At 59.0% G+C, this 22,186-nt stretch carries 22 protein-coding genes; 12 read left to right on the forward strand and 10 right to left on the reverse strand.

What is annotated here, in order from left to right:
- Positions 1 to 18: 18 nt before the first annotated feature.
- Positions 19 to 906 (reverse strand): LysR family transcriptional regulator, encoded by an 888-nt coding sequence (locus ACA048_RS01340; protein ID WP_497627630.1) that lies wholly within the window; start codon positions 904 to 906, stop codon positions 19 to 21.
- 136 nt (positions 907 to 1,042) lie between these two features.
- Here ACA048_RS01340 and lysM point away from each other — a divergent pair, with 136 nt between their 5' ends.
- Positions 1,043 to 1,483, forward strand: a complete 441-nt coding sequence (gene lysM, locus ACA048_RS01345; protein ID WP_497627631.1) for a peptidoglycan-binding protein LysM — start codon at positions 1,043 to 1,045, stop codon at positions 1,481 to 1,483.
- Between the two features lie 130 nt (positions 1,484 to 1,613).
- On the opposite strand, the gene yrfG is transcribed toward lysM, so the two are convergent.
- A complete protein-coding gene (gene yrfG / locus ACA048_RS01350) occupies positions 1,614 to 2,276 on the reverse strand; it encodes a GMP/IMP nucleotidase (protein ID WP_219093250.1) in 663 nt (220 codons plus the stop codon).
- Between the two features lie 90 nt (positions 2,277 to 2,366).
- Between yrfG and nudE the strand changes: the two genes are divergently transcribed.
- On the forward strand, positions 2,367 to 2,933 hold the full coding sequence (gene nudE / locus ACA048_RS01355; RefSeq protein ID WP_223514711.1) for an ADP compounds hydrolase NudE: 567 nt from the start codon (positions 2,367 to 2,369) through the stop codon (positions 2,931 to 2,933).
- A complete protein-coding gene (cysQ, locus tag ACA048_RS01360; protein ID WP_497627632.1) occupies positions 2,930 to 3,757 on the forward strand; it encodes a 3'(2'),5'-bisphosphate nucleotidase CysQ in 828 nt (275 codons plus the stop codon). The genes nudE and cysQ overlap by 4 nt, the downstream gene beginning before the upstream one ends.
- Before the next feature lie 43 nt (positions 3,758 to 3,800).
- On the opposite strand, the gene ACA048_RS01365 is transcribed toward cysQ, so the two are convergent.
- The 7 genes from ACA048_RS01365 to rfbB are packed head-to-tail and all read right to left on the reverse strand — an operon-like array spanning position 3,801 to position 10,892.
- Positions 3,801 to 4,256, reverse strand: a complete 456-nt coding sequence (locus tag ACA048_RS01365; RefSeq protein WP_497627633.1) for a thioesterase domain-containing protein — start codon at positions 4,254 to 4,256, stop codon at positions 3,801 to 3,803.
- Between the two features lie 40 nt (positions 4,257 to 4,296).
- Positions 4,297 to 5,688 carry a sigma-54-dependent transcriptional regulator gene (locus ACA048_RS01370; RefSeq protein WP_497627634.1) on the reverse strand — a complete coding sequence of 464 codons (1,392 nt, stop codon included), beginning with the start codon at positions 5,686 to 5,688 and terminating at the stop codon, positions 4,297 to 4,299.
- Positions 5,685 to 7,493, reverse strand: a complete 1,809-nt coding sequence (locus ACA048_RS01375) for a sensor histidine kinase (protein WP_497627635.1) — start codon at positions 7,491 to 7,493, stop codon at positions 5,685 to 5,687. Before ACA048_RS01375 ends, ACA048_RS01370 begins: the two co-directional genes overlap by 4 nt.
- A gap of 36 nt (positions 7,494 to 7,529) precedes the next feature.
- A complete protein-coding gene (rfbD, locus tag ACA048_RS01380; RefSeq protein ID WP_497627636.1) occupies positions 7,530 to 8,399 on the reverse strand; it encodes a dTDP-4-dehydrorhamnose reductase in 870 nt (289 codons plus the stop codon).
- Positions 8,396 to 8,941 (reverse strand): dTDP-4-dehydrorhamnose 3,5-epimerase, encoded by a 546-nt coding sequence (rfbC, locus tag ACA048_RS01385; protein WP_497627637.1) that lies wholly within the window; start codon positions 8,939 to 8,941, stop codon positions 8,396 to 8,398. The genes rfbD and rfbC overlap by 4 nt, the downstream gene beginning before the upstream one ends.
- Complete coding sequence (gene rfbA, locus ACA048_RS01390) at positions 8,938 to 9,813, reverse strand: glucose-1-phosphate thymidylyltransferase RfbA (protein WP_497627638.1); 876 nt, start codon at positions 9,811 to 9,813, stop codon at positions 8,938 to 8,940. The genes rfbC and rfbA overlap by 4 nt, the downstream gene beginning before the upstream one ends.
- Positions 9,810 to 10,892 carry a dTDP-glucose 4,6-dehydratase gene (rfbB, locus tag ACA048_RS01395; RefSeq protein ID WP_497627639.1) on the reverse strand — a complete coding sequence of 361 codons (1,083 nt, stop codon included), beginning with the start codon at positions 10,890 to 10,892 and terminating at the stop codon, positions 9,810 to 9,812. The genes rfbA and rfbB overlap by 4 nt, the downstream gene beginning before the upstream one ends.
- A gap of 177 nt (positions 10,893 to 11,069) precedes the next feature.
- Between rfbB and ACA048_RS01400 the strand changes: the two genes are divergently transcribed.
- The 8 genes from ACA048_RS01400 to ACA048_RS01435 all read left to right on the forward strand — a co-directional run bounded on the left by ACA048_RS01400 (position 11,070) and on the right by ACA048_RS01435 (position 19,176).
- Positions 11,070 to 13,982, forward strand: a complete 2,913-nt coding sequence (locus ACA048_RS01400) for an aminotransferase (RefSeq protein ID WP_497627640.1) — start codon at positions 11,070 to 11,072, stop codon at positions 13,980 to 13,982.
- A gap of 236 nt (positions 13,983 to 14,218) precedes the next feature.
- Positions 14,219 to 15,097, forward strand: coding sequence for an N-carbamoylputrescine amidase (aguB, locus tag ACA048_RS01405; protein WP_497627641.1), 879 nt, complete (start codon positions 14,219 to 14,221; stop codon positions 15,095 to 15,097).
- A gap of 5 nt (positions 15,098 to 15,102) precedes the next feature.
- The gene (gene aguA / locus ACA048_RS01410) at positions 15,103 to 16,209 is read left to right on the forward strand and encodes an agmatine deiminase (RefSeq protein WP_497627642.1); all 1,107 of its coding nucleotides are present in this window, start codon (positions 15,103 to 15,105) and stop codon (positions 16,207 to 16,209) included.
- A 245-nt stretch (positions 16,210 to 16,454) separates the two neighbouring features.
- On the forward strand, positions 16,455 to 16,667 hold the full coding sequence (locus ACA048_RS01415) for a hypothetical protein (RefSeq protein ID WP_223514759.1): 213 nt from the start codon (positions 16,455 to 16,457) through the stop codon (positions 16,665 to 16,667).
- A 290-nt stretch (positions 16,668 to 16,957) separates the two neighbouring features.
- A complete protein-coding gene (locus tag ACA048_RS01420; protein WP_497627643.1) occupies positions 16,958 to 17,707 on the forward strand; it encodes a 2OG-Fe dioxygenase family protein in 750 nt (249 codons plus the stop codon).
- A gap of 46 nt (positions 17,708 to 17,753) precedes the next feature.
- Positions 17,754 to 18,167 carry a GNAT family N-acetyltransferase gene (locus ACA048_RS01425; RefSeq protein ID WP_497629786.1) on the forward strand — a complete coding sequence of 138 codons (414 nt, stop codon included), beginning with the start codon at positions 17,754 to 17,756 and terminating at the stop codon, positions 18,165 to 18,167.
- Positions 18,164 to 18,880, forward strand: coding sequence for an AzlC family ABC transporter permease (locus tag ACA048_RS01430; protein ID WP_497627644.1), 717 nt, complete (start codon positions 18,164 to 18,166; stop codon positions 18,878 to 18,880). Before ACA048_RS01425 ends, ACA048_RS01430 begins: the two co-directional genes overlap by 4 nt.
- Positions 18,859 to 19,176, forward strand: coding sequence for an AzlD domain-containing protein (locus tag ACA048_RS01435; protein ID WP_497627645.1), 318 nt, complete (start codon positions 18,859 to 18,861; stop codon positions 19,174 to 19,176). Before ACA048_RS01430 ends, ACA048_RS01435 begins: the two co-directional genes overlap by 22 nt.
- Here ACA048_RS01435 and ACA048_RS01440 read toward each other — a convergent pair.
- Positions 19,093 to 20,019 (reverse strand): LysR family transcriptional regulator, encoded by a 927-nt coding sequence (locus ACA048_RS01440; protein ID WP_497627646.1) that lies wholly within the window; start codon positions 20,017 to 20,019, stop codon positions 19,093 to 19,095. The genes ACA048_RS01435 and ACA048_RS01440 overlap by 84 nt on opposite strands.
- Before the next feature lie 533 nt (positions 20,020 to 20,552).
- Between ACA048_RS01440 and ACA048_RS01445 the strand changes: the two genes are divergently transcribed.
- On the forward strand, positions 20,553 to 22,166 hold the full coding sequence (locus ACA048_RS01445; RefSeq protein ID WP_497627647.1) for a Fic family protein: 1,614 nt from the start codon (positions 20,553 to 20,555) through the stop codon (positions 22,164 to 22,166).
- Positions 22,167 to 22,186 lie beyond the last annotated feature (20 nt).

The following is a 22,186-nucleotide window of genomic DNA, read 5'->3' on the forward strand; positions in this document are numbered from 1 at the left end:
ACCGATAGATGACGTCGATCAAGAGGCTGTCAGTGATTTCTGATAGATCGCAAAACAGGCTTCCGCCAAGGCCGAGCGTGGGGCGCTGCGACGCATGATCAACCCCAGCCGGGCGAGGGTTTGCGCGTTTTCGATAGGTTGCAGGCGCAAGTGATCAGTGAGGTTTTCCAGGCCGCCTTCCAGCGGCATCACCGCGCAGCACATGCCACCGTGCACCGCTTGTAACAATTGATGAACGGCATCGGTTTGCAGCAAGGGTTGGGGCGTCAAGCCGCGGCTGTGGAAGTTGTGGTCGATGGACTGACGAAAGTGCATGCCGCTGGTGAGCATGCCCATCGGCAGTTCGATCAGCGACTCCCAGCTCAAAGGCGCTTCGCCGAAACTGAAAAAGCGCTGATCGTAGAGCAGGCCCATGTGGGTTTCACTGAACGCCAGTGAGTCGAAGCGCTCGTTGTCCAGGCGCTCCAGATAAGACACGCCGAGGTCCAGGCGGTTGTTCGACAGCTGCTCGAGGATTTGCTCGGAACTCAGCGCCGAGAGTTCGAAGCGCAGGTTCGGGTGTTCGGCGTGCAAGCGTTGCATGAGCGGCAGCGGATCGAAACTCGACAGCGGCACCACACCCAACCGCAACGTACCGACCAGGTTGCCGCGACACGCAGCGGCTTCGGCCTGCAAACCGTCGTAAGCGGCCAGCACCGTGCGCGCCCACGCCAGCACCCGCTCACCCGGCGCGGTGAACCCTTCAAAGCGCTGACCGCGATTGACCAGCGGCAGGTCGAGCTCTTCTTCGAGGCTGCGCAGGCGCATGGACAAGGTCGGCTGGGTGATGTGGCAGCGCGCGGCCGCCTGGCCGAAGTGCCGGGTTTCGTCGAGGGCGATGAGGAATTTCAGCTGCTTGATGTCCATCTTCGCTCCAGGGCGCGGGAAGGGCTGGATTCTAGCGCTTGGGTGCAACCGGCGTCATTGGTCGGGTGGGAACCGTGTGTTGCAGCCTTGGTCTAGTCTTTTGCGTCTGGAACCCTAAACCCAAGGAGAGTGCATCATGAGTATTTTTAGTTTTGTGAAAGAAGCAGGCGAAAAACTTATCGATCTACTGACGCCGGGCAACGCCAATGCCAGTGAGCAATTGAAGGCACACATCAGTAAGGTCGGCCTGGGTAGCCCGAATGTGCAGGCTACGGTGGACGGCGACAAAGTCACCGTCACCGGTGAAGTTGGCAGTCAGGAAGAGAAGGAAAAGATACTGCTGGCTGTTGGCAATATCGCCGGTGTTGGCAGCGTGGACGATCAGATTACCGTGACCGGGCCGGTGGTAGTGGCCGCAAAGTTTGTCACCGTCGTGAAGGGCGACACCCTCAGCGCTATTTCCTTGCGCGTGTATGGCGATGCCAACAAGTATCAAAAAATCTTCGAAGCCAACAAGCCGATGCTCAAGGATGTAAACAAGATCTACCCGGGGCAGTCGTTGCGGATTCCTGAGTAAGCCTTAAATCCGTGTGATGGCCTTCGCGAGCAAGCCCGCTCCCACATTTGATCCTCAGTGGACACAATTTTTGTATTCGACCGAGATCCAGTGTGGGAGCGGGCTTGCTTGCGAAGCAGGCGACTCGGTCTCAAAGCCCTGCAATAAGCTCCCGATAATCCCCAACCGCCGCAAACTCCGCCGTGTCCTTGGGCCCCTTGCGACTGTCCGGTTCACTCACCGCCAACAGATGCGCCACGCCAAAACGGCGCGCACTGCGCAGGATCGGCAACGTGTCATCGATAAACAGACTGCGCGCAGGGTCGAAACCGATATCGGCCTGCAACGCCTCCCAGAATTGCGGATTTTCCTTGGGAAAGCCGTAATCATGCGAGCTGATCAAGCGTTCGAAATACGGCGCCAGTTCAATCCTTTCCAGCTTCAATGACAGCGAATCGCGGTGCGCATTGGTGATCATCACCACACGCTTGCCTGCCTGTTTGATCGCCGCCAGAAACGTATCCGCATCCGGGCGCAAGGCGATCAGGTGCGCGGTTTCCAGTTTCAGTTCGCGCACCGGCAGTTTCAATTCGGCGCTCCAGAAATCCAGGCAGTACCACTGCAACTGGCCGGCATTGCGTTCGAACAGCGGCTGCAATTCCATCTCGGCCATGGCTCGGCTCACCCCGTGCAACTCGGCGTAACGCTGTGGCAAGTGCTCCATCCAGAAATGGTTGTCGTAATGCAGGTCCAGCAGCGTGCCGTCCATGTCCAGCAGAACGGTGTCGATGTCGCGCCAGGGCAGCAGGGACATAAAAAACTTCTCCAGCGGTAAAAGAGATATCCGAGGTCAACAATCAGGATAGGCCGGGTATAGTAACGCGTTCACGCCAAGGAGCTTTGCATGCGCCAGAAACCCACCATACTTGCCCGCGAGATCGTCGCCACCAGCCGTTTGTTCTGTGTCGAAGAGCTGAAACTGCGCTTTTCCAATGGCGTGGAGCGCACGTACGAGCGTTTGGTCGGCAAGGGCGCGGGGTATGGCGCGGTGATGGTCGTGGCCATGCTCGATTCGGATCATGCGGTGTTGGTCGAAGAATACTGCGGCGGCACTGATGAGTATGAGCTGTCTTTGCCTAAAGGCCTGATCGAGCCGGGTGAAGACGTGCTGGCGGCGGCTGTGCGTGAGCTCAAGGAAGAAGCCGGATATGGCGCACGGCAGCTGGAGCATCTGACCGAGTTGTCGTTATCGCCCGGTTACATGAGCCAAAAGATCCAGGTGGTGCTGGCCACCGATCTGTATGAAGAAAGCCTTGAGGGTGACGAACCCGAGCCGATGGGTGTGGACAAGATCAATCTGCGTGAGTTGTCCGCCCTGGCGCAGAACCCGCGCTTCACGGAGGGCCGTGCCTTGGCGGCACTGTATCTGGCCCGTGACCTGCTGACCCAGCGCGGGGTGTTTCTGCCATGAATTTCCCGCATCCATTGATGGCGCCGGTGGTTGAACTGGCATTGCAGGCTGGCGAGGCGATTCTGCCGTTCTGGCGTACCGGCACCGCCGTGACTGCCAAGGCTGACGATTCGCCGGTGACGGCTGCCGACCTGGCGGCTCACCATTTGATTCTGGCCGGGTTGATCGCGCTTGACCCAAACATCCCGGTGCTGTCCGAAGAGGACGCCAACATCCCGCAAAGCGTGCGTGCCGGGTGGCAGCGGTGGTGGCTGGTGGACCCGTTGGACGGAACCAAGGAATTCATTTCCGGCAGTGAAGAATTCACCGTCAACATTGCGCTGATCGAGCAGGGGCGGGTGGTGTTTGGCGTAGTGTCGATGCCGACCAACGGGCGTTTCTACGTCGGTGGTGCAGGTTTGGGCGCCTGGCGCGGCGACAAGGACCGTCAGCCATTGCCGATCCAGGTTCGCGAAGTGCCTGCTGCGGGAGAGGCGTTTACCGTGGTTGCCAGTCGTCGGCATTCGAGCCCGGAGCAGGAGCGCTTGTTGGTGGGGTTGAGCGACAGTCTGGGCGAGTTGCAACTGGCCAATATCGGCAGTTCGCTGAAGTTCTGCCTATTGGCGGAAGGGGCGGCGGATTGTTATCCGCGGCTGGCGCCGACTTCGCAGTGGGACACGGCGGCGGCGCAAGGCGTGCTGGAAGGTGCGGGCGGTGAGGTACTGGATTTGAGCGGTGCACCGTTTTGCTATCCGGCACGGGAATCGTTGTTGAATGAGTTCTTTTTGGCGCTGCCGGCCAAGGCTGCGTGGCGCGAAAAACTGCTGGAACTCGCCCGTAGCTAAGATCGTTCCCACGCGGAGCATGGGAACGATCAGTAACCCGACTTTAGCGATGGAGGACGTACTGCCCCGTAAACCTCACCGCATCCTCATCACTGCCGACATTCACAATCCGTGAATGCAGCGTCAATCGCGCCCGCCCATAGCGCTGATACATCGCCAGAAACTTCTTCCACACCGCGGCACTCGGCGCCTGACAAATCGCTGTCGCGTCCAGGGTCACCGGTAGCGGATAGCTGATCTGCCCTTCGTGAATCACGATGTGCCCGTCTTCAATCCCTTCCTCACGCAAGCGCAAATGCAGCCAGCCCCAACCCGCCAGCACCGCGCCGCAATACAGACTGCCGCCGAACATGGTGCTTTTGTGATTGACGTTGGCTTCCAGCGGCAAGTACAGGCGCAGTTGCTGGTCGTGCCAATCGAGTACTTTGATGCCCATGGCCTGCGTCAGGGGGATGTCGTGATGGAGAATGGATTCCAGGTGACGACTGTCGCGGTTCATGCGCGGGCCTCTTGTTTGAAGGTGATGATTTAACGCTCGCTCAATCGAGGTCGTCAGCAGAGCTGCTGGCGCCGCCGGCGAAGTTCAGCCCATGTTTGCGCAGCTTGTCGTGCAAGGTTTTGCGCGGGATGCCCAGCGCTTCGGCGAGGCTGCGCACGGAGCTGTGAGAGCGCGCCAGTTCGGCGGTAATCAGGTTCTTTTCGAAGTTTTCCACTTGCTCGCTCAAGCCGCCGCTGAACCTTTCAATCGTCGTGCTGGTTCCGCCCTCCGGCGTATTGTTGTCCAGCGCCAGTTCCAGGCCCAGGGCGAAGCGTTCGGCGGCGTTTTGCAGTTCGCGTACGTTGCCGGGCCAGGTGTGGCGCAGCAGCAGGGCGCGTTGCCCCGGTTGCAGCATATGGGGCGGCAAACCGTGGCGGGCGCTGGCTTCATCGGCGAAATGCTGGAACAACACCAACGCGTCTTCACCGCGCTCGCGCAGCGGCGGAATACGCAGCGGCGCGACGTTCAGGCGGTAATACAAGTCGGCGCGGAAACGCCCTTGATCGGCGGACTGGCGCAGGTCTTCCTTGGTCGCGGCGATGATGCGGATGTCCAGCGGGATCAACTGATTGCCGCCCAAACGCTCGACGACGCGCTCCTGCAGCAAGCGCAGCAATTTCACCTGCACGTCCAGGCTCATGCTTTCGATTTCATCGAGAAACAGCGTGCCGCCATTGGCGAATTCGAACTTGCCGATGCGACGTTTTTGCGCGCCTGTGAACGCCCCGGGCTCGTGACCGAACAGCTCGCTTTCCACCACGGACTCGGCCAGCGCGCCGGCATTGATCGCCACGAACGGACCATTACGACGGTTCGATAAATCGTGCAGCGCCCGGGCCACGACTTCTTTGCCTGCGCCGGTTTCACCCAAAATCAACACATCGGCCCTGGTCGCGGCCAGTGCGCCAATCTGCTCGCGCAGACGCAGCATCGGCGCCGATTGCCCAACCAACCGAGTGCTCAATTCATTGCGATCACTCAGGGCCAGACGCAGGCTGCGGTTATCGAGTACCAAGCGACGCAAGGCCAACGCGCGGCGCACGCTCTCGAGCAGGGCATCGCTGGCGAAGGGTTTTTCCAGGAAGTCATAGGCCCCGGCGCGCATGGCTTGCACTGCCAGCGGCACGTCGCCGTGGCCGGTGATCAGCAGCACCGGCAGCTCCGGGTCCTGGGCATGCAGTTCGGTCAGCAGTTCGAGGCCGTCCATGCCCGGCATGCGAATGTCGCTGACCACCACGCCGGGCCAGTCACGCTCCAGTTGTGCGGCCAGGCCTTTGGCTTCAGCCAGCGGCAGGATTTTCAGGCCGGCGAGGTCCAGGGTCTGGCTCAGGGCCTGACGCAGATGGGGATCATCGTCGATTAACACGACCTGAATGCGGCTGTCGATGGTCATGCACTTCGGTCCTCGGACGGTTGCAGGCTCACGCCCGGCGCGCCTGCGCGCAGTTTCAGGGTAATCACGGCGCCGCCTTCCTTGTGGTTGGCGAACGACAGTTCACCTCCGAAGGCACGCATCAGGGTTTCGCAAATCGCCAACCCCAGTCCAAGTCCCTGTGTGCGGGTCTTGGTGGTGTAGAACGGTTCGCTGGCGCGCCCCAGGGCTTCCATGCAAAAGCCGGGGCCGTTGTCACGAATGTACAGATTGACGCCGTCAGCGGTGGATTGGGCACTCAACCAGAGTTTACGCGGTGGGCCTTTCTCGGTCAGCGCATCGAGGGCGTTGGCCAACAGATTGCCGAGTACCTGACGCAGACGGGTTTCCCCGGCCTCGACCCACAACGTGGCGGCCGGCAAGTCGCGGATCAGCTCGACTTCCATGCTGCGTCGGCGCTTGGCCAGCAACGCCAGCGCGTCATCCAGCGCCGGTTGCAGGGCAACGCTTTCCGGCGCGTGCCGATCACGTCGGGCGAAGGCGCGCAGGTGAGCGATGATCGAGGCCATGCGCCCGGTCAATTCGCTGATCAATTTGAGGTTGCCACGCGCATCGTCGGTGCGTTGATGATCGAGCAACACTTCGGCGTTTTCCGCGTAGCTGCGAATCGCCGCCAGTGGCTGATTGAGCTCATGGCTGATACTCGCCGACATGGTTCCCAACGCTGACAATTTACCGGCCTGGACCAGATCATCCTGCGCGCGCACCAGCTCCTGCTGAGCGTGTTCTCGCTCCAGCACTTCCTGTTTCAGGCGCCGGTTGAGGCCTTCGAGGTCGCTGGTCCGCTCGGCGACCCGGCCTTCCAGTTCGCGCCGGGCCTTGGCTTCGAAGGCGATTCGTTCAAGGTAATGGCGGCGGCGCTGCATCATCAGACCGAGGAGCAACATCAACACCAACAGCGTGGCGCCACCGATGGCGACCACCGTGCGGACCGGGCGGTCGATCAAGGTGCGCGGGGCGAGGATGCTGACGTTCCAGCCGGTCTCGGCGATCTGTTGGGTTTGGGTCAGCCAGGCATTGGGGTTGAGCTTCAACGGCTTTGGATCGCGGGTCGGGTACGGTTGAATCGCGGTTATGGCCTTGTTTTCTTCATCGCTCAACGGGCGGGTCGAGCGAAAGCGCCACTCCGGCCGCGACGTGAGAATGACCACACCGTTTTGGTCGGTCAGCAGCAGCTGTTCCGGGGTTTTGCCCCAGAGGCTTTCGGTGTGGTCCAGGTCGACCTTGACCACCAGCACGCCGATGACCTTTTCGCCATCGCGTACCGCGGCGGCAAAGAAATAGCCGCGTTTGGCCGAGGTCGTGCCCAAGCCGAAAAACCGTCCAAGCCGTCCGTCCATGGCTTCGCTGAAATAGGGCCGGAAAGAAAAATTACGCCCGACGAAGCTGTCGTGCTTGTCCCAATTGGACGCCGCCAGCGTCTTGCCGCTCGTGTCCATCAAGTACATGACTTCGGCGCCCGTTTGGGTGCTGATGTTTTTCAGCAAGCGGTTGGCATTGCCTTGGGTGACGCCATCATCGGGCGCGCCGAGTACCGCGCGCAGGGCCGGCAGGTCGCCGATGATTTGTGGCAAGACCTCATAACGGTGCAGCGTGCCCAGCAGGTTGGCGACGTACAGGTCGAGAGTCTGACGGTTCTGCCCGGCCAGTTCGCTGCGGTAGTAACGCTCGGCCAAGTGCTCCAGCGGCCACAGTAACGGCGCCAGGCACAGCGCCAGCAGGGCGAGGCTGCGCCAGCGGGGTCTGCGAGGGAGGGTCGGAGTCATGAGCATCGGGCGCCTGTGGGTACAGGCGCATTATGCCTAGGCTTGCTCGGCAAGACACTCGCGCAGCGCGCTTTGCCAGTCTGGCTGACTAACGCCCCATTCGCGTTGCAGGCGACTGCAATCAAGGCGTGAGTTCAGCGGCCGGGCAGCCGGTGTCGGGTAGTCGGCGGACGGAATCGGCAGCAGGTTGGCGCACGGCTTGCCCTGTTCCCGAAGCGCATCGCCAATGGCCTGTGCGAAGCCGAACCATGACGTTTCACCCTGAGCCGTCAGGTGATACGTGCCCCAGGCACCGGCCTGTCCCGCTTGCCAGCGTTCAATCAGCGCGAGGGTGCTGCCGGCAATCGTGCCAGCCCAGGTGGGCGCGCCGATCTGGTCAGCGACAATGCGCAATTCCGGTTTTTCTTGCAGCAGGCGTTGCATGGTCAGCAGGAAATTACGGCCGTGGGTCGAGTAAACCCAGCTGGTGCGCAAGATCAGGTGCTGGCCTTGTACTGCCGTGATCGCCTGTTCGCCGGTACGTTTGCTCTTGCCATACACGCCGAGCGGATTGGGCACATCGTCTTCGTTGTAAGGCGTGGTCTTGCTGCCGTCGAACACGTAATCGGTCGAGTAATGAATCAGCGGGATACCCAGCGCCAGCGCTTCTTCGGCCAATACGCCCGGGCCGGTCGCATTGATGGCAAATGCCAGCGCAGGTTCGCTCTCCGCCTGATCGACAGCCGTGTGAGCCGCCGCATTGATGATCAGGTCGGGACGAACGCGCTGGACCTGCCGACGAATCTGTTCCGGTTGAGCCAGATCAAGCTGATCGCGCCCCAGCACAATCAATTCACCGACATCACCCAGGCGACGCTGCAACTCACGGGAGACCTGACCGTTCTGACCACTGATGAGTATTCTCATGGAAACAGATCAGCCTCTAGGAAGCGCTGACCGTTCTGATCCTTGGCCGACAACTGCGGGGCTTCTTCCAGTTGCCAATCGATGGCGAGGGTCGGATCGTCCCAACGAATGCTGCGCTCGGCGGACGGTGTGTAGTAATCCGTGGTCTTGTAGAGGAACTCGGCGAAGTCGCTGAGTACTACAAACCCATGGGCAAAGCCTTCGGGCACCCAGAGTTGCCGATGATTTTCGGCGGACAACCGCACCGCCACCCACTGGCCAAAATGCGCCGAGCTGCGACGGATATCCACTGCGACGTCGAGCACCTCACCGGCGGTCACCCGCACCAGTTTCCCCTGGGTGTTTTGCAGTTGGTAGTGCAGGCCACGCAGCACGCCCTTCTGGGATCGGGAGTGGTTGTCCTGAACGAACTGGGTGTTCAGGCCCGTCGCGTCTTGAAACGCCTTGGCGTTGAAACTTTCATAGAAAAAACCGCGTTCGTCACCGAAGACTTTGGGCTCGATGATCAATACACCGGGCAGCCCGGTTTCAATCACCTTCATTGTGCTTCCCCGGCCAACATGAAGAGGTATTTGCCGTAACCGGTCTTGCCGAAATAACTGGCGCGCTCGAGCAGAAGCTCGCGGCTGATCCAGCCATTTTCGTAGGCGATTTCTTCCAGGCAGGCGACTTTCAGGCCTTGGCGATGCTCGATGGTCTGCACGTACTGAGAGGCTTCGAGCAGGCTGTCGTGGGTGCCGGTGTCCAGCCAGGCGAAACCGCGACCGAAGCGCTCGACCTGCAAATCCCCGCGTTGGAGGTAGGCGTTATTGACGTCGGTGATTTCCAGTTCGCCGCGAGGCGAGGGTTTCACGGCCTTGGCGATGTCGATCACGTCGTTGTCGTAGAAATACAGCCCGGTGACGGCGTAGCTGGATTTCGGTTTTTTCGGCTTCTCTTCGATCGACAAGGCACGGCCTTCGCTGTCGAAATCAATCACGCCAAAGCGTTCCGGGTCTTTGACCCAATAGCCGAACACGGTCGCGCCAGAAGGGCGTTTTGCCGCGTTTTTCAACTGTTCACCGAAGTGCTGACCGTGGAAGACGTTGTCGCCGAGGATCAGGCAGACCGGGTCGTCGCCAATAAACTCCTCACCAATCAAAAAGGCCTGGGCCAGACCGTCTGGCGACGGTTGTTCGGCGTAGCTGAAATTGACCCCGAACTGACTGCCGTCACCCAACAGGTTGCGGTACTGCGGCAGGTCCTGAGGTGTGGAAATCAGCAAGATGTCCTTGATGCCGGCCAGCATCAGTACCGAGATCGGGTAGTAGATCATCGGCTTGTCGTAGACCGGTAACAGCTGTTTGGACACGCCAAGCGTGATCGGGTGCAAACGCGTACCCGAGCCGCCTGCCAACACTATGCCTTTCATCATGCGAGAAGTTCCTTGGTATTGATGGCGCCCAGTCGTTCACCCTGATAGCTGCCGTCCTGAACACGGTGGCACCACTCCAGGTTATCCAGATACCACTGAACGGTCTTGCGCAGGCCGGTTTCGAAGGTTTCTTCGGGTACCCAGCCGAGTTCGCGTTCGATCTTGCTGGCGTCGATGGCGTAACGCTGGTCGTGGCCGGGACGGTCCTGGACGAAGGTGATCAAATCGGCGAAGTGCGCCACGCCTTGAGGCTTTTGCGGGGCCAGTTCTTCGAGCAGGGTGCAGATGCCACGCACCACGTCGATGTTCTTCTGTTCGTTGTGACCGCCGATGTTGTACGTCTCGCCGACCACTCCTTCGGTGACCACTTTGAGCAGTGCGCGGGCGTGATCCTCGACGAACAACCAGTCACGCACTTGCAGGCCGTTGCCGTACACGGGGAGTGGCTTGCCTGCGAGGGCGTTGAGAATCACCAGCGGGATCAGCTTCTCGGGGAAGTGGAATGGCCCGTAGTTGTTCGAGCAATTGGTCAGCAATACCGGCAAGCCGTAGGTGCGTTGCCAGGCGCGGACCAGGTGATCGGACGCCGCTTTGCTGGCGGAATACGGCGAGCTTGGGGCGTAGGGCGTGGTTTCGGTGAACAGATCGTCGACGCCATGCAGGTCGCCGTAGACCTCATCGGTGGAGATGTGATGAAAGCGAAAGGCGCTTTTCTCAGGCTCGGCCAGGGTCTGCCAGTAGGCGCGGGTCGCTTCCAGCAGGCTGTAGGTGCCGACGATATTGGTTTGAATGAAATCCGACGGACCGTCGATGGAACGGTCGACATGGGATTCGGCCGCCAGGTGCATGATCGCGTGTGGTTGAAAGCGCGCCAGGATTGCGCTCACGGTCGCCTGGTCGACGATATCGGCCTGCACGAATTCATAGCGGGTGTCGGTGGCAATGCTGGTCAACGATTCAAGATTGCCGGCGTAAGTCAATTTGTCCAGGTTGAGCACTTCGTGCCCAGTGTGCCGGATCAGGTGACGAATCAGGGCAGAGCCAATGAAACCGGCACCGCCGGTAATGAGAATACGCATGTTGGCCAGCCTTTTTTCCGTAAGACAATTAAGCGAATGAGCATAGCTTGTCGGCAGGAGCAGGGTGGTGCAAGAGGGTTGTTGGTCGTATTTGGGATTTACAGCGTCAACGGGGGGTTGATTATCGACCGATGCAGTGGCGATATAAGCGCCTAATAACATTTCAGAGGTCGCTGTATGCCGCTCGCCACGTTGATTCACCGCGCCAGTTTGCCCAGCCCGCAAGTGTCTGCGCAGCAAGCGCTTGAGCTGCTGGAAGGGCATTACGGGCTGAGCGGGAAGTTGCAGGCTCTTGGCAGCCAGCAGGATCTCAACTTTCGCGTCGATAGCGACCAGGGGCGTTTCGTCCTGAAAATCTGCCGTGGTGATTATGCGGCGCTGGAACTGCAAGCCCAGCACGCGGGGCTCAAGCATTTGGGCGAGCACTCTGGTGTGAAGGTGCCGCGAGTGATCCCCGCCAAAAGCGGTGCTGATCTGCTCACGCTCGAAGTCGCGGGCCAATCAGTGCATGTGCGCCTGCTCGACTACATCGAAGGCCAGTCGCTCACCCACCTCGATCACCTGCCGGGAGCCGTGGTCGCCGGTTTCGGCCAGCTGTGCGGCGAAATGGACCTGGCGCTGGCCGTTTTTGATCATCCGGGCCTTGAGCGCACGCTGCAGTGGGACGCCCGTCACGCCAACGCATTGATCGGCCATTTGCTGCCGGTCATCAAAGATGACGCGCAACGCCGGTTGATCGCCGAGGCCGCCGAACGCGCCGAGCGTCATCTGCAACCTCTGGTGGACAAGTTGCCGGTGCAGGCCATTCACATGGACATCACTGACGACAATGTGGTCTGGCAGCGCGATTTGCAACGTCAATGGCAATTGCAGGGCGTGATCGATTTCGGCGACCTGGTCCGCACCTGGCGCATCACCGATCTTTCGGTGACCTGCGCGGCGTTACTGCACCACGCCAACAACGATCCGTTCTACATTTTGCCGGCGATTGAGGCCTATCACGCGGTCAATCCTTTGCAGCCTGCAGAACTGCTGGCGCTCTGGCCGCTGATCGTCGCGCGTGCGGCGGTGTTGGTGCTCAGCGGCGAGCAGCAGGTCAGTATTGATCCGGGCAACCAGTACAGTCGCGACAACCTGACCCATGAGTGGGAAATTTTCCGAGTGGCCACGTCGGTGCCGCTGGAATTGATGGAAATGGCGATCCTGGCGTGCGTTGGCCATAGCCTGCCGAGCATTGGCAGTGAAGGTTTCGCTCCGCTGTTGCCGAGCCTGGTGGGGCGCGAGTTTGCGCTGATCGATCTGGGTGTACTCAGCCCGCATTTCGAGGCGGGCAACTGGGAGCAAGAAGGAATCGATCAGCGACTTCTGACCGAAGCCGCCGCCACCCACGGCCTGGCGGCCAGTCGCTATGGGCAATATCGGTTGTCGCGGACTCGTCCAGACAGTGCGGCTGAACCGGACACGTGCCCGTTGCACGTCGAGTTGAGAGTGCCCCATGGCACGGCGGTCGAATCGCCGTTTGCCGGTGTGGTTCATCAGCCGGCGGCCGGCGTGCTGCAACTCGACGGCCCACAACTGAGTGTACGGTTGTGGGGCGTGACGCCGTCACTGCACACCGGCGCGGCGCTGGTCAAAGGGCAGGTGCTGGGCTCGGTCAGCGGGCCTCTGATTGTGCAGTTGAGCCGAGGCACGGCTTTCAATGCGCCGTTGTTTTGTACACCTTCGCGCGCCTTGGCCTGGCAAGCATTGTGCCCGTCACCAGCTGCATTGCTGGGACTGGCCTGTGATGCTGAAGAGGAACTGGATTCGCAGACGTTGCTGGCGCGCCGCAGCGCCAGTTTCGCGCGAACCCAGAAGCACTATTACGTCGACCCGCCGCGCATCGAACGCGGCTGGCGCAACCACCTGATCGACATGCAGGGCCGCTCCTATCTCGACATGCTCAATAACGTCGCGGTACTCGGCCACGGACATCCGCGCATGGCGGCGGTCGCCAGTCGTCAGTGGTCGCTGCTCAACACCAACTCGCGCTTCAACTATGCGGCGGTTGCCGAGTTTTCCGAACGCTTGCTGAAGTTAGCGCCGGACTCCATGGACCGCGTGTTTCTGGTCAACAGCGGCAGCGAGGCCAACGATCTGGCGATTCGTCTGGCATGGGCTTACAGCGGCGGGCGCGACATGCTTAGCGTGCTGGAGGCCTATCACGGCTGGACCGTCGGCGCCGATGCCGTGTCGACGTCGATTGCCGACAATCCCAAGGCCTTGAGCAGCCGTCCCGATTGGGTGCATGCGGTCATGGCGCCGAACACGTATCGCGGCAAATTCCGTGGCCCGGACAGTGCACCGGACTACGTGCGCAGCGTCGAACACAACCTGGCGAAAATCGCCGGGCAAAAGCGTCAGTTAGCTGGTTTTATTTGCGAGCCGGTGTACGGCAATGCTGGCGGGATCTCGCTGCCGCCGGGCTATTTGCAGCAGGTCTACGCGATGGTTCGCGCGCAGGGTGGCGTGTGCATCGCTGACGAAGTGCAGGTCGGTTACGGGCGCATGGGCCATTTCTTCTGGGGCTTTGAAGAGCAGGGCGTGGTGCCGGACATCATCACCATGGCCAAAGGCATGGGCAACGGCCAGCCGTTGGGCGCGGTGATCACGCGCCGGGAAATCGCCGAAGCGCTGGAGGCCGAAGGTTATTTCTTCTCGTCGGCGGGCGGAAGTCCGGTCAGTTGTCAGATCGGCATGGCAGTGCTGGACGTGATGGAAGAGGAAAAGCTCTGGGAAAACGCTCAGGTGGTGGGCGGGTATTTCAAGGAGCGGCTGGAAGCGCTGATCGATATTCATCCGCTGGTGGGCGCGGTGCACGGCTCCGGTTTCTATCTGGGTGTCGAATTGATCCGCAACCGCGACACCCTGGAACCGGCGACCGAAGAAACCACGGCGCTGTGTGATCGCCTGCGAGAGCTGGGGATTTTTATGCAACCGACCGGCGACTTCCTCAACGTCCTCAAAATCAAACCGCCGATGGTGACCTCACGGCAGAGCGTGGACTTCTTCGTGGACATGCTCTCCAAGGTGCTCGCAGAAGGCCTGTAAATACCTTTTCCCTGTGTATGCAGAACACATGTGGAAGCGGGTGGTGTTAATTCGATAGATATCGGCTTTTTACTGAAAAAACATGACGAGTGGTTTATTGGTGGCTTCTAAAGCCGATATTTATCGGCTATAAAGTCACCGCTGCCGCGGTGTGGACGAACCACGCCCAGTGCTTCTCATTTCTGTCATGGGTCGATGCCACACTCGACCCCAAGCCTTTGCTCAGGAGCCGATTCATGAGCCGTATCGTTACCGTCGCCGCTACCCAGATGGCCTGTTCCTGGGACCTTGAAGCCAATATCGACACCGCTGAGAAGCTGGTCCGTGAGGCCGCGGCCAAAGGCGCGCAGATTATCCTGATCCAGGAACTGTTCGAAGCCCCGTACTTCTGCCAGAAGCCGAACCCGGATTACTTGCAACTGGCCACGACCGTTGAAGACAACGTCGCCATCAAGCACTTCCAGAAAGTCGCCAAAGAGCTGCAAGTGGTGCTGCCGATCAGCTTCTATGAATTGGCCGGACGCGCGCGTTTCAACAGCATGGCGATCATCGATGCTGACGGCTCCAACCTCGGGATTTATCGTAAAAGCCACATCCCGGACGGCCCTGGCTACCACGAGAAGTACTACTTCAACCCGGGCGATACCGGCTTCAAAGTGTGGAACACCCGCTACGCGAAAATCGGCGTGGGCATCTGCTGGGACCAGTGGTTCCCGGAGTGCGCGCGCAGCATGGCGTTGCAAGGCGCGGAAATCCTGTTCTACCCGACCGCCATCGGCAGCGAGCCGCACGACAAGACCATTTCGTCCCGTGATCACTGGCAGCGCGTACAACAGGGTCATGCCGGCGCCAACCTGATGCCGCTGATCGCCAGCAACCGCATCGGCAACGAAGAGCAGGACGGCTACGACATTACCTTCTATGGCTCGTCGTTCATCGCCAACCAGTTCGGCGAAAAAGTTCAGGAGCTCAACAAAACCGAAGAAGGTATTCTTGTGCACACTTTCGACCTCGACGAGCTGGAACACATTCGCAGCGCGTGGGGTTCGTTCCGTGATCGTCGCCCGAACCTGTACGGCGCACTGAAAACTCTCGACGGTTCCCTGGAGTCCTGATTCTCATGACCACTTTGCACACCGCGCCTCGCGCCGACGGCTTCTACATGCCGGCCGAATGGGCGCCACACACCCAGACCTGGATGATTTGGCCCGAGCGCCCGGACAACTGGCGCCTGGGTGGCAAACCGGCGCAAGCCGCGCACGTGGCGGTGGCGAAAGCCATCGCGCGTTTCGAGCCGGTGACCGTGGCGGTTTCCGCAGGCCAGTACGAAAACGCTCGCGCACGTCTCGACGTGCCGAACATTCGTGTGGTGGAAATGTCCAGCGATGACGCGTGGGTTCGCGACACCGGCCCGACCTTTATCATCAATAACCGTAGTGAAGTCCGGGGTGTGAACTGGGACTTCAACTCCTGGGGCGGTTTCGACGGCGGCCTGTATTCGCCGTGGAACCGAGATTCGCAGGTCGGCGGCAAAATCCTCGAGATCGAGCGCAGCCAGCGCTATCGCACCGAGGGCTTCGTGCTCGAAGGCGGTTCGATTCATGTCGATGGCGAAGGCACCCTGATCACGACTGAAGAATGCCTGCTCAACCGCAATCGCAATCCGCACCTTAATCGTGCAGAGATTGAAGCGGTGCTCAGCGCTAATCTGGCTGTGGATAAAATCATCTGGCTGCCAGACGGTTTGTTCAACGACGAAACCGACGGCCATGTGGATAACTTCTGCTGCTACGTGCGCCCGGGTGAAGTATTGCTGGCCTGGACCGATGACCCGCAAAACCCGAACTACCCGCGCTGCCAGGCGGCAATGAACGTGCTGCAAAACAGCACTGACGCCAAGGGTCGCCCGTTCACGGTGCACAAGATGCCGATTCCGGGGCCGCTGTATGCGACCGAAGAAGAGTGCGCCGGTGTCGACCCGGTGGATGGCACTCAGGAGCGCAATCCGACTGTTCGTCTTGCCGGTTCTTACGTGAACTTCCTGATCGTCAACGGCGGGATTATTGCGCCGAGCTTCGATGACCCGCTGGACGGCCCGGCAAAGGAAATTTTGCAGACCCTGTTCCCGCAACATGAAGTGGTGATGGTGCCAGGCCGGGAACTGTTACTGGGAGGCGGTAACATCCACTGCCTTACCCAACAGCAACCGGCGCCGCACAAGGAGTGAGTGAGGTTGTAACATCTTGAGTCAATTGCAAAAACTGTTGAGCAGATGTTAATCCTCCCTTCTCTATGAAAAGCCCGCAGCCCTGAAGGACTGCGGGCTTTTTTGTATCCGCTTGTCGACAGTACAGAAACATTGGCACAGCTCTTGTATCTGTCACCGCGCGAAACAGGGAGGGGGAGAGCTGCGATGTTCTGTCATAAACCTTGGATAAGTTAGCCGCTCATGAACCAGGAGAGAGCGCTGAAATGAACGCCGAAGTAAACGTAGTGAGCGAGCGGGCGTTGCATCCCCTGGCAATTAATGGCGAATCGCTCCAGGACCTTGCGCACTGGTTGAAGTCCAATGGAATGCGTCAGATCAGTGAACCTGATCCGCGTCGGACGATGATCGAGCGCTACCCCGCTGGTTTATTCAGTGAGGCGGAACTGGAAGCGTTGTGGGATGTGATGGAAGGATAAGAAGAAAAAACAAAGGATTGATAAAGCGCTGCCGGGATGGCGGCGCTTTTTTATGGGCGATGGTTTTATGAGCGACAAAAAATCGAAAAACCTCCGGACTGGTTCGGTGGGTTTTTTGCCTCATTACAGTAAAAAAGCACTAAAAACGGCTGTTCTCAGTCGTAAAAAGTCGAATTCAAGCCACTTCAAACGCCGTTTCAAGCCGTGCTTGAGATGCCTGAAATTCTTTCTCATGGACGCAAATCCTGTGCTCTCTAGATTAGGTTGCTAAATGCACGGAGATTTTAAAAATGCTCGTTTTGAATAAAGAGGTGGGCGAATCGCTACGGCGCGATAAATACGTCAACGTCAAAAGTAGCGACTTCAATTTATTCGGTCACTTCTCCGACTTCGTCAGATTGACCAGAAGTTGGGAAAACATGGAGCCCGACAGTTACTACGGTCAGGCCGAGGCGGGCAATCGATACCGTCGCTACAGCGATTTCGAGTACAACCCGGTAACGCGTGAACTGACACAGCTGGAACACCGCGCGTACGTTCAGTCCAAGGCCAACAACAGCTATGTGGGCGGAATGGTGCGGCACTTCCAGGACTTCTCCGATGAAATCATCCAATCGCCGGTCATGCGCAGCCTGATCGACACGGATTTCGACGTGTACAAAAATGTTCTGCCCCCGGAACTGCACAACGAAATCTGGCAGTGCCAGATTCACCAGATCCGTATCGAGATCAAGCCAGGCAAACAACTGGAGATTACCCCGGAAGGTATTCACTGCGACGGCTACCCGTTCAGCGGTGTGCATTTTTGGGGGCGTAATAACGTGGAGGGGGCGGAGAGCCGCTTGTACAGCGCCCATGAACAAGAGCATTTGGCATCGACAACGTACACGGAGATTCTCGATACCACTTACTTCCTTGATCGGGACATGCGCCACTACGTCACACCGGCGCGTAATACTCATTCCCACAACATGGCTTATCGACAAATTCTGGCGATCTCCTTCTCGCGGCCCGGGACCGCTTTTGACATTGTTCGCTGAACAGCTCGACCCCATGATGAGCCTCGCCGAGTGCCCTGCACCGGTGATGTTGCGGCGCACGACGGCCAAAGATGCGCAGCGCCTGGAACGCTTCTTTCGGCAATTCGAAGAGGTGTCTTTCTGCGAATGGCAGGACGCCAGATGCCTGCGCGGGGTGTTGGTGCAAAAAACCACCACCTCGTTCATCGCGCTGGACCTCAGTGGCGAAATCGTTGGCGCGGTGCTGGGTGGCATGCTCGGCAGTCGCGGCACCATCAACCACTTGGCGGTGAGCTCGATGTACCGCAGCCAGGGCGTTGGTCAACGGCTGGTTGAAGCGGCATCGGCGGACATGAAACGCGTGGGCGTGCTGCGGATGTTCCTGTTTGTCGACGATGCAAACCTCGCCGGCAAACGTTTTTGGAGTGCCCAGGGTTTTTGCGAACCGCGCGGCGAAAGAACATTTGAGAGGGATCTATGAATGAGACGTCCAGCAGCCAGCCGCTGATGGTCGGGACCCAGCGTTCGCGCACCTTTGCCGAAGCCAGCCCGGTAGTGGCGGGTTATTTCACGGTGTCGTTTGTGTTCGGCCTGATGGCGGTCAATGCCGGGATGCCTGTGTGGTTGCCGGTCGCCATGTGCCTGTTTGTGTACGCTGGCGCTTCGCAGTTTGCCGCACTGGCGCTGATTTCCAGCGGTGCGTCGCTGACCACCATTGTCCTCACCACGTTTCTGATCAACGCGCGGCACATGTTGATGTCGGTCTACATGGCCAAGGCGTTGCAGGCGATGGGGCTCAGTCGACTTGAGCGTTGGTGTTATGCGGGCGGGTTGACCGATGAGTCGTTCGCTTTCCACAGCGTCAAACTGGGCAAAGGTGCGCCGGTCAACGTGCGTTACCTGATCGGCTTCAATCTGTATTGCCACACCTCATGGGTGATCGGCGGTCTGCTGGGGGCGATTTGCGCGCAGTACGCAGCGCACTTGATCAAGTATCAGCTCGACTACGCGTTAACAGCGATGATGCTCTACGTGCTGGTGTCGCTGTGCAATACGCGTAACAAACTCATCGCCGCACTGGCCGCCGTCGCTTGCATGGGCGCGCTGAGCCTGGTTGGCAGCTCGCCGTTTAACGTATTCATCGCCACCTTTGTGGGCTGCGGGGTGGGTGTATGCCTGATCAAACGTTCCTGATTCTGGTCGTCGTATTGATGATGGCCGTGACGTTCCTGCCGCGTGCGCTGCCGCTGCAAGTGAACACCGACCATTGGCCACCCTTCGTCGCCCGGGCGCTGGAATACTTGCCAGTGGCGATCGTCGCTGCCATAAGCCTCACGCCGTTGTTGATCAAGGATCAACACGTGCAGCTCGATCGCCCGGAATTTTATGCCGCGATTCCGACGTTGTTATGTGCGTACTTCAGCAAAAACCTCTTTCTCACCGTTGCGGTGGGAACGGCTGCGTACATTGCGCTCGGCTCGTTCATGTAGCGGCAGGTCGACCACGTCTTGCAAGGCCTGGCCCGACAACTCAGGGTTATTGACCGCCAACCGCACTTCGAGGGCATCCTCGAAGCCAGGAAAAATGGTCAAGCCGTTACGTTGGGCTGCGTCACGGGACACCATGCCGAGACCATCCATTTGCGTGATCAGCGACAGCGTCAGTGTCTCGCTGCAGGAATAGACCATCCGTTTGCTCGACTCGTAATTGCCAAGGCCGGCGTCGAGAAAACGCAAAAAACTGTGGGAATACGGACAATCGCCGGCCGGACGCACCTGAAACTTGTTGCCGAGCATCACCAGCGGATCATGTTCCTGCCCACAATGGGCACCGACCACCTGCACCTGAACCTCGGGCAGGATAATGCTCGGCAACCCCGGTTGCTGCGGCCCGATCAACACGGCCAGGTCGAAATCTTCATTTTTCAGCTTGCTGAGGTTTTCCATCGACTCGGCGTAGCTGAATTCCAGCTGATAGTCGGGAAATACCTCAATCAGGCGTCCGATCATTCGCCGATTGAAGTCAGACGAAAGCGTGGTGTTCAGCGCGACTTTGAGCGTGCGCTGCCCAGGCACCTTCAGCGCAGCCACTTTTTCTTCGAGTTGCCGCGTGGCCAGCAATACCTTGTCCATGTAAGGCGTGAGTTCCGAGCCCTGTGCGGTCAGGGTCAATCCCTTGTTGGAGCGACGAAACAACCGAAAACCAAACTGCTCTTCGACCTTGTTCAACTGCGCAGCCAATGCCTGCACCGTTAAACAGGAATGCTCTGCCGCCGCCGACAAAGAGCCGGTCTGCACTATGCGCATAAGGTTGCGTAGGGTTCTGCTATCCATGGGGTAATGCCCTCTAAAGTGGGCTGGCTATTGTTAAGTACCTGGCCGTCGGTTGGGCGATACGTGCTGGCTATAATCCTGCACCTGAACCCGCTTGTCCCGAGTTTAGTAGCGAAATGATGTTGGCGTCCGATGGTTGGAGGGTTGCGGCGCGTCGGGGCTTTGGGGAAGGGTAGGTGATCGGGGTCAAAAAAATGCTCGGGCCGGGAGGTTTGGGGCCTTTTTTTTTGGTGGGAAGGGGGTGGTGTGGTCCTGCGGGGACTTAGTAAGGCTGGCCGGTCTCGAAACGTTTTTATGCAAAAAGCCGGATTTATGATCGTTTTTGAGCACGGAAACTCGTTTTTATGCGTTTAGGGTAGTTCGAAGGCGTGAAATCTCAGGACGGAGCTCAATCTGAGGTGCCGTAAATGTTCGTTTTTATGCAAACTAATCAAAAAATAATCGTTTTTAGGCAACAAAACCTGATTTTGATCGTTACTCTCCATTTGTAGGCATTTTTGATTAACAGCCGAGCTGTTCAAAGGAGTGTGACCGTGAGCGAGTTTCCCGTAGACCCCATCGGTGCTGCCTGGCTAGCGACGACATTCGGCGTGCTGCCGATGGCACGGCTACCCGTGTTAAGTCAGGTGGGTAGCCGGCGGTCAACTCAAGTCGAAGATCGGTTTCGTCTTGAGACGTATACGGAGAATATGCGCCCCGATCCGGACCTCTCATCCCATCTGCAATTTCACCTGCGGCATGAAGTCCCGAACCTTGAATTCTTGAGCCGGCTGTTTACCAAGGTGGGTCCTGCACCGGTACAAGACTGGTTAAATGTTGAGCCCACCGGCCAATACGCACGCAGGGCAGCGTTCCTGTTTGAGTGGCTCACCGGCGAGCAATTGCAAGCGCCAGAGCCTATAGGCGGTAAGTATGTCGACGCCATCAACGCCGATCTGATGGTGGCGGCGTCACCCGAAGCAGCGGTGAAGGTGCCGCGTTGGCGAGTGAATGACAACCTGCCAGGCACGAGTTACTTCTGCCCAATCGTCGTCAAAACCGCAGCAGTCCAGTCAGCTGCGGACCTTGATGTGCCTCACCTCTTCGGTCAACTGACCGCAGAATTTGGCGAAGCCCTTCTGCTGCGCGCCGCCGCATGGATGACACTGCGGGAAAGCAAAGCCAGCTTCGCGATTGAAGGGGAGGCGGATCGCTCTACGCGTATCCAGCGTTTCGCAGATGTGTTGGCTCGACGAACCGGTCAGGGCGAACTGCCGCTCACCGATGCTGCACTGGCTGAGATGCAGGAAGAAATCCTTGGCGCAGTGACCACCCTGACACGGCTGGGGATTAGGCAATCTCCGGTGTTTGTTGGCGAGACGGTTCGCTATCAGGAGATCGTCCATTATGTCGCGCCACCGGAAAGTGATTTGGAGCGGATGTTAGAAGGCATTCGCGTTTTTCTGAATCGCACCCAAGGGCAATCCCCGGTGATGCGCAGCGCTGTAGCCGCGTTCGCTTTCGTCTATATCCATCCGCTGGCTGACGGCAATGGCCGGGTCCATCGCTTCCTGATCAACGACATTTTGCGTCGTGATGGGGCCATTCCAGACCCGGTGATCCTTCCGATTTCAGCGGTTATCACCGACGACTCGGCTGAGCGACGCCTGTATGACAGCGTGCTGGATCAGGTTTCAAAACCGCTCATGCAGGGCATACGAGACCAGGTAACGTTCGCCAGTACTCGTACGCAATACCCTGACGGCGTGGTCTCGAACATCGAATTCACGGGCCAGGATCAGGCGCGTCCGATGTGGCGGTATCCAAACCTGGGGCCACACGTAGTATTCATCTCGAACGTCATCCGCCGCACGATCACCGAGCAGATGCGTGAAGAGTCGCGGTATTTACGCAGCCACATACGGGCCAGGCAGGCGATCAAGGAAATCGTTGAAATGCCGGATCCTCAGGCTGACCGACTCTTGCGATCCATCGAGCAGAACGAAGGGAAGCTGAGCAACGTACTGGCAAAGGAAATGCCGGTGCTGACAAGGCCGGACATTTGGGATGCCATTACTGAAGCGGTGGCTCAGTCGATGCGGGGGGAAGAGCCGATCGACAGTGGCGTGAGTGATCGATATCACCCGAATCAGCCTGTAGGCAGATGATGGATCTACGCACAAAGCCC

The sequence above is a fragment of the Pseudomonas sp. LBUM1659 genome (genome assembly GCF_059716045.1).